Origin of the sequence: Zooshikella harenae (assembly GCF_018837975.1) — a bacterium.
GTDB classification, from domain to species: domain Bacteria; phylum Pseudomonadota; class Gammaproteobacteria; order Pseudomonadales; family Zooshikellaceae; genus Zooshikella; species Zooshikella harenae.
In genome coordinates this window covers 1-6,854 of the sequence record NZ_JAGSOY010000122.1, presented here as the reverse complement: position 1 = coordinate 6,854, position 6,854 = coordinate 1, and the positions used below count along the sequence as shown (strand labels likewise).

Below are 6,854 nucleotides of genomic sequence, written 5' to 3'. Positions count from 1 at the left end.
AGAGCCCTTAGTGCGCCTCCCTCCCCTCAAATACTCAACCCCCTCGAAAAAATAGCCGGTAACCATAGTTATCGGCTATTTTGGCGATTTTCGCGTAAAATGATATCATTTTCAGTATGAAGTAATACTAAATACGGTATCTGTCTTAAGAGTGAAAAGGAGGAAATTAGGTATACTTGGCTCCATTGTAGCTCTTAAGTTAAATTCGTCAGCATCATGAATAAATATCTCGTCACAAGTATTTTGGCTGGTGTGATCTTTATCTATCTAATCTTTTCTGCTTTTCCTCGAATACGGGGTTCTTTGCCCAACCCCAATATGCCAAGGCTCAGCTGGCAGTCACACAGCTTTTGAAGAAAAAGCAATTTTCAGCGTTAAACAAAAATAAGCAGTTAGCCATGCGTGAGACGGCTAAGAAAGTCGCTAGAGGGGCGGAGTAGTCCGCTCAGAAAGCTGATCTTTATGTACTAACCAATAACCTTCTATTTGCAGTTCAAAGGCCATATGTCTTATAATTAATGGACATTTGACCGACTTAAGGACTAAAGGTTATGAGCATTTCAAGTGACACCCTGAAAACTATAGGGGTTTCCAAACCACCATTGTCTGTTAATGATGAAATAGGTCTTATACGTTTAGGCATTCCAGCTAGTGCTGTTGATAAGCTATCTGCAAAGATGAAGCTAACCAAAAGTGAAATGGCTGGCATCATTGGCGTTTCAACTCGAACCTTAACGCGCTTAAAAGCTAAAAGGTTAGAACCTCATCAATCTGAGCATCTACTAGCGATTGCTAGCCTTTTCACTCAAGGCATTGATTACTTTGGTGATGAAGCCGTATTTCTTGACTGGTTGAACAGTGAGCATCCAGCTTTAGGAGGTAAGCCGTTTGACTATTTAGATACTATTACAGGCATACAGTTTGTAAGAGAAAAACTAAGCCGTATGGCTTATGGAGACCTCGCGTAGTATGGAAGTATTTAGGCTAGCACACCGTAATTATGCCGACTTGAGTGGAAAAGGTGGTATGTTTCACTCTGGCCGCTGGCATTCCAGAGGGCAGCTGATCGTCTACACAGCATCATCAAGAGCCTTATCATTGCTTGAACGCTTAGTTCATGAAAATGCAGCACAAATTCCACCACTTACTTTGCTGACAATTTGGGTCCCTGATGATGCTCCAATCAAGCATACTACAGCAAAAGAACTACCAGAAGGGTGGGACGCTTTACCTGATGGGTCAGTCGCTCGCAGAATAGGGGACGAATGGCTACAGCAGCAAAAAACAGCATTTTTAAAAGTCCCTTCTTCTATTGTTCAAGATGAGTTTAACTTGCTTCTGAATCCAGTACATCCAGACTTTTCACAAATCAAAACAGTCTCACAACGGGACTTTACATACGACAGGAGGCTTGGAAAACTTCTTGTTCCTCTTTAGGTTGGCACTTTTAGTGCCCTCCAATCCTAGCAGTGCTGGGCAAGAGTTTCCAAAGCTTTCGATAATAAATGTTCCACAATAATGTTCCACGCGGAACATGTTTAACAAACATAAATTAAGAGGCCCATGATTGCAGCACCTCACTAAAGCATTCGATTTTTTAAGACTTCCTGACACCTTCCTTTTTAAAAAAGGAAACTATCTGCAAAATATAGCCAGAAAAAATAAAATACCAACCATAACTAAAAAATGAAAAGTCTCCACGATTAAAAAATTGCCAGAAATCACCAGACTTTGAATTATAAACATACACCATTAAATAATATGCAAAGCTTATGGAAATCATACAAAACTGTATAACAACAATTAGAGTAGCTGTTTTTCTCCAGTTTTTATTAGAAAGTAAGATTGCAATAATAGTAAGCACTACAAGAAAGGCTATAAACCCCACTCCTTCTAAATCTAAAAGAGATTTATAAGCTTTCTCACCATACTCAACATATTTCTCTGCTCTTAATGGTAAAAAATATCCTAATATACTTAGTATACAGGCTATAATTCCAATGTTTTTCTTCATGCAAAACATCATAATTTATCTTATAAGTCCTTCTATAAGGATTGTTATATTATCTAGGGTTTTGCTATAAAAGCTATACCACTGCCAATGTAAAATGCCAATCCCCAAAGAAAAATGAAAGCAATCATTAATTTTGGTCTCTTATGCAGAGCAATAAGTAATGGTAACTGTAAAAAAAAGTATAAATAAATAATTGTAGAGTAATCATGAAAAAAAACTCGCTCTTGTGTAAGCTCATATGGCGAGGCAGACATAAGGTCAAGCTTTATGTAAATATATGTCCTAAATAAAAAAAATAGAACTGTCCCAATCATTGATTCCCATTGGATTACCTTAACTAAGCGTTCCATGATATAAAATCCCATTCAGTAACATAAAGAACATACCGCTTAATAAAGTTATGTTCAGTGGAACCACTTCTTAAGTATTTATTAGACGGTAGTAATAACTCAGCGCGTTGAGGTTTTACGCCATAATAATTCCATGAGTCTGGAAAGTTAGGGTTACTCCCTGTTACTCTCCCAACTTTATACAACCAAGTAATATCATCATCATGAGGAAAGTTGCCTTGTGTGATCGTAATTTTTGTTATTTTAGAACTGCGTTTAATATCAGTTACTAACTGAATATGAGTAACTGCGGCTCCATTCTCTCGACTTAAACAGTGGATGTTTCCAACCTGAATTTTACCCAGCATAGCCTGCTGAATATAATTAGACTTATTCGCAACTTCCGTTGTATTACCTGTACCAGGTTTCAAGTCAGGAGCACCCGTTGTCCGTAATACAAGCCTTTCAAAAGTCTCATGACGCTCTGCTGTAGAATGCTCTCCATAGTAATACGTTTTAGCATCATAGGAGCCTGTTCCATTTTTAATTTTAAATGGCAGCTTATTCTTTCTAGCAAACTCTAAAATGATAGTTGTAGCAAAGTCCTCACAGGTAAACCGCTTATCACTTCTGAAGTACACATCTGACTTATTATGGGCATATTCACGATAGCGCTTAATCCAGCTTTGATCCCACTGGTTGGAGACCTCCCAAGCACCTTTTAATTTTGGTTCTTTACTCACAGGGATTACTGGACGCTTAAAGTAAGCCATCACTCGTAAATCACTAAAAGCCCACTCGTCTTCTATCTTTAAGTTGAGGATTTCACCATGACCTATTAATGTTTTTACAGTTGTCGTCTGAACACGCTTTCTAACAAGATCTATACGCCAACTCACTTGGCTCTTTTGTTGCTCTGTTGGGGTTCCCTCATAAGACCCCACTGAAAACTGATAAATTTTTCCAACAAAGACTTCATCAGGCCCTTGAACAGAAGTTATAAGCACATCTTCTGGATCACTCGGCTTAGTTGAAGGTGCAATTTGTTTGGCAAGCGCAGGTGCTTTAGCGGATTTAGGGGCAACAGCATTTTTCGCTAAAAAATTCTTGAGCGCAGGAGACAACGCTTTATTTTCTGCATTATCAGCCGTTACAGGATTTTTAGGTGAAGCTGTAGCCCCCCTCCCAGGACTCCCTCCGGCATTAATTCGCACTGTAGGGCCATTGATCTTCACCCCTGATGGATCAAGGGTGAAATAGCTGCCAGAGCCTGACACGGATAGTTGCATGCCCGCATCAAATACCATTTTGCCCGTGGATTTAATATGAATTTCTTTTCCGGCTTCTCGGTTATAATTCTTTGCTGCTTTTTCTGTAAAATTCTGTTTAACGGTAATATATTGGCTGTTCCACAAGTCTTCTTTCCAGGTACCGTTTATACTTTCACTGAGAAGTTGTTTTATATGAATATGGTGTTGTTTATCCACGACCAGATGACGGTCTTGATAGACGCGCAAGTCTTTATCATTCTCAATTTTGATATCTTGGTCCCGCTCGCCATGAATAAAAATTTGTTCTTTTGTTTTTTTATCTTCAAAACGTAACTCATTAAAGCCCTGTCCACCTGGCGTACTACAGGTTTTTACTGTCGTACGGGTTTTATTATCAGGTAATTTATAAGGAGGCTTATTTCGACCGTTATACATCACGCCTTTGATTAAAGGCCGGTCAGGATCACCATTAACAAAACTCACCAAAATTTCCTGACCAATACGGGGAATTTGTAGTGCTCCCCAGGATGAACCGGTCCAAGGCTGTGTAACACGAATCCAGCGTGAGGACTTCTCATCAGCCTGGCCATCTTTATCCCAGTTAAACTGGACTTTAATGCGGCCATACTGATCGGTATAAATTTCCTCTCCTTTGGGACCAACAACGGTGGCGTTTTGTACGCCATCAAAACGATTACGTTTATTAACCTTAGGCTTGGGTGGTTTTGCTTTAAACTCTGTGGTTTTAGGGATACAGATAAACTGAGACATATAGCCACTGGGTCCATTGCTGGCCCCTTCTTCTAACGACTGTGGTTGTGCCCCTGAATGTTGTACTTCAAGTAAGAGGTATTCCTGATTAAATACGGGATTATTATGGTCAGTTAGCTTAAAGAGCTTACCCGCACTCAAATACACACAGTTACTTTCACCATGACCACATTCTGAAGTGGCCTGAAAGGCTTTCAGCAACGTTTGTACTTGTTGTTGGCCTAGGTCAGGCTCTTGGTATAACCCACCATGATGGTATACCTCAAAATCCCCTGACCCCGTCTGTTCTGATGTTTCAAGGTTCAGTGAAGGTTTGGTGAAGTTATAATCCTTTAGCGTGACTTTATTGGGTTGTAATTTTGTTCGCAGACTGAAGTCATGAATGACATAGTCTCGTTTCAATAAACCGCTATGCGCCACAAAAGGGATTTCTGGCGTTTCTGTTAAACGCTGAAAAACATACTGGGTATCACTGATCAGCAATACATGACGATCAGCTGAAAATTGAAAGTGATAATGTAGGCCATCCTCTGCCAAGATCCGGTTAAAAAAGTCCAGGTCGCTTTCTGCATATTGTGCAGTGTATGTACGTTGGGCTAGGGTCCCTGTAACTTCAAAACGAAAGTCGTCCCCTTCGATTAACCCCGCATCAATTAATATAGTGCGCATCATCTGTTGCGCGTCCTGCTGCTGAAAGATCTTTTTCTGGCTGCGGTGTGCCAAACGATGCAGCTTAGGGATTAATACCAACTGATAGGTAGCAAAGCGACGGCCCACGTCCATCATCATTACGCTTTCAATACAACCATGGATGTAACGGGGAGCTTCTTTTTCAGCGAAGAGCGTTAAACAGGCAGACTTATCAATTAAAGCACTCGTCTCTAGCTCAAAATTGGTCGTAGCAAGAGTGACCACAAAATAAAATGGGGCTGAAACACGCTCTTTACCTTCAAAATCAACGACACGAAACTCGTCATTACTACCTTGTACTGCAAACGTAAACAGGCTGGAGTTACCTAAACGCATACGGTTCCTTCTACTTTATACTGCACTGACCGGAAGCTGATTATCAGGGGAGCCTTCCTCTGAATAAAGGGCTGAGTGTAGAAGAGATGAAGTGAATAGTATGATTTATGTAATCGTGTGACCTAGTTGGGCAACCTCAAGCTTAACCCATCATCAGAATCTTGTACCTATTGATTGCTTTTGAGGTATGGCGGGGTTGAGCGTCACTTTTCACTCTATTAGTCAATGCTACTATAGTATTACGTATTACCGATTTTGATAACATACTACGCCTGTCGCGCCAAAATAGCCGATAACTACGGTTACCGGCTATTTTTTCGAGGGGGTTGGGTATTCAGAGGAGAGGGAGGAGCACTAAGGGCACGAGCAAATACATCAGTAGCAGCTTATATAGTGAAGAGTTCAAGCTACAACTGGAAGCGCTGCTGGATTTTGATGAAGAAGATCAGAAAGCGGCTAGAACCGTACTGGAAGATTTAATACTGCAGCACAATGCTAAAAAAACGTTATAGGGCAATTAAATTATTTATAAAAAAAGCCTACAAATGTAGGCTTTCTTGGTAGGTATATATTTATTTGTATTCCTAATTAGTTGTAACTTCAATTGTCTATCTCGCCTAAAATTCTTTTAGCTTCTTCTACTGAGGCATTATGAGTATTTCCAAACTCCAATCAGTGATATCAAAAGGAACAAAATATTAACGGATATAGTTGCTGCATAGAGTCCTTTATTTTCTGATTTTGACACAACTGCACCACTCGCAAATGCTTCACCAGTAAAAACTGAAAATATCAAATTGACCGCAGTTAGCACAGCCAAAAAAATGCTCAACCAAAAAAGTGTTTCATCAAAACTAATTACGCCTTCTTGATAATTGTATATAATTAGCATCCCAGGAAGGATGCTTGCTACCGCTAAAGTGTTTCGAATTTTTCTCATATTAAGCATCACATTCCTGAAGCATTAAGTAATAAATCAACAGCACCTATTGCTGCAGCAGTTTTACCTGTATTTACAAATGCTCCTACTGCAGTGGTTACACTAGATGGAGAAGGCCCACAAAACATTACTGTTATTAAGCCATTTCCAGCAGATACAACTGTTGCTACAAGACCTACAGTTGCTGCAACAGGTGTCGATGCCCCCCCTGTTGAAGGAACAGAAAGGCCTGCGTATATAGTTGCAGCATCTGCAGCTCCACTGATATATCGAGTCACTGTTGTACAGTAATAGCTTTCACCACATTCTTCAGCTTGAAACTTTTCAATCTGTGTTTGTGAAAAGCAAGACCCTAACATGTCACAGACTGATCCATCTGGTAGAGTTATATTCTCAGTAGAGGGGCTATTATCAAATTCTAAATCGTCACATGCGTTACCGCAGAATAAACCAAGTGGGTCAACCCTAGTGAGAGGGTTTGATTTAACATACGCAAAGGTATT

Annotated in this window: 7 protein-coding genes; 2 read left to right on the top strand and 5 right to left on the bottom strand. The window is 40.0% G+C overall.

The features are described 5' to 3' along the window. Positions 1 to 551 precede the first annotated feature (551 nt). A complete protein-coding gene (locus tag KCG35_RS23090; protein ID WP_215822220.1) occupies positions 552 to 968 on the top strand; it encodes an Xre family toxin-antitoxin system antitoxin in 417 nt (138 codons plus the stop codon). Then, a complete protein-coding gene (locus KCG35_RS23085; RefSeq protein ID WP_215822219.1) occupies positions 952 to 1,437 on the top strand; it encodes an RES family NAD+ phosphorylase in 486 nt (161 codons plus the stop codon). Before KCG35_RS23090 ends, KCG35_RS23085 begins: the two co-directional genes overlap by 17 nt. A 160-nt stretch (positions 1,438 to 1,597) precedes the next feature. On the opposite strand, the gene KCG35_RS23080 is transcribed toward KCG35_RS23085, so the two are convergent. The 5 genes from KCG35_RS23080 to KCG35_RS23060 form a co-directional block, all read right to left on the bottom strand. Beyond that, positions 1,598 to 2,014, bottom strand: a complete 417-nt coding sequence (locus KCG35_RS23080) for a hypothetical protein (protein ID WP_215822218.1) — start codon at positions 2,012 to 2,014, stop codon at positions 1,598 to 1,600. Between the two features lie 53 nt (positions 2,015 to 2,067). Beyond that, positions 2,068 to 2,364 carry a hypothetical protein gene (locus tag KCG35_RS23075; protein WP_215822217.1) on the bottom strand — a complete coding sequence of 99 codons (297 nt, stop codon included), beginning with the start codon at positions 2,362 to 2,364 and terminating at the stop codon, positions 2,068 to 2,070. Next, positions 2,352 to 5,411 carry a type VI secretion system Vgr family protein gene (locus KCG35_RS23070; RefSeq protein WP_215822216.1) on the bottom strand — a complete coding sequence of 1,020 codons (3,060 nt, stop codon included), beginning with the start codon at positions 5,409 to 5,411 and terminating at the stop codon, positions 2,352 to 2,354. The genes KCG35_RS23075 and KCG35_RS23070 overlap by 13 nt, the downstream gene beginning before the upstream one ends. Before the next feature lie 649 nt (positions 5,412 to 6,060). After that, positions 6,061 to 6,351 (bottom strand): hypothetical protein, encoded by a 291-nt coding sequence (locus KCG35_RS23065; RefSeq protein WP_215822215.1) that lies wholly within the window; start codon positions 6,349 to 6,351, stop codon positions 6,061 to 6,063. An 8-nt stretch (positions 6,352 to 6,359) separates the two neighbouring features. After that, positions 6,360 to 6,854 (bottom strand): RHS repeat-associated core domain-containing protein (locus KCG35_RS23060; protein WP_215822214.1); only part of this gene is annotated, 495 nt, incomplete at its 5' end.

What these genes read in the sequence shown, in the direction of transcription:
- KCG35_RS23065 (WP_215822215.1), bottom strand. Translation starts at nt 6,351, where the DNA reads ATGAGAAAAATTCGAAACACTTTAGCGGTAGCAAGCATCCTTCCTGGG.
- KCG35_RS23075 (WP_215822217.1), bottom strand. Translation starts at nt 2,364, where the DNA reads ATGGAACGCTTAGTTAAGGTAATCCAATGGGAATCAATGATTGGGACA.
- KCG35_RS23080 (WP_215822218.1), bottom strand. Translation starts at nt 2,014, where the DNA reads ATGAAGAAAAACATTGGAATTATAGCCTGTATACTAAGTATATTAGGA.
- KCG35_RS23070 (WP_215822216.1), bottom strand. Translation starts at nt 5,411, where the DNA reads ATGCGTTTAGGTAACTCCAGCCTGTTTACGTTTGCAGTACAAGGTAGT.
- KCG35_RS23090 (WP_215822220.1), top strand. Translation starts at nt 552, where the DNA reads ATGAGCATTTCAAGTGACACCCTGAAAACTATAGGGGTTTCCAAACCA.
- KCG35_RS23085 (WP_215822219.1), top strand. Translation starts at nt 952, where the DNA reads ATGGAGACCTCGCGTAGTATGGAAGTATTTAGGCTAGCACACCGTAAT.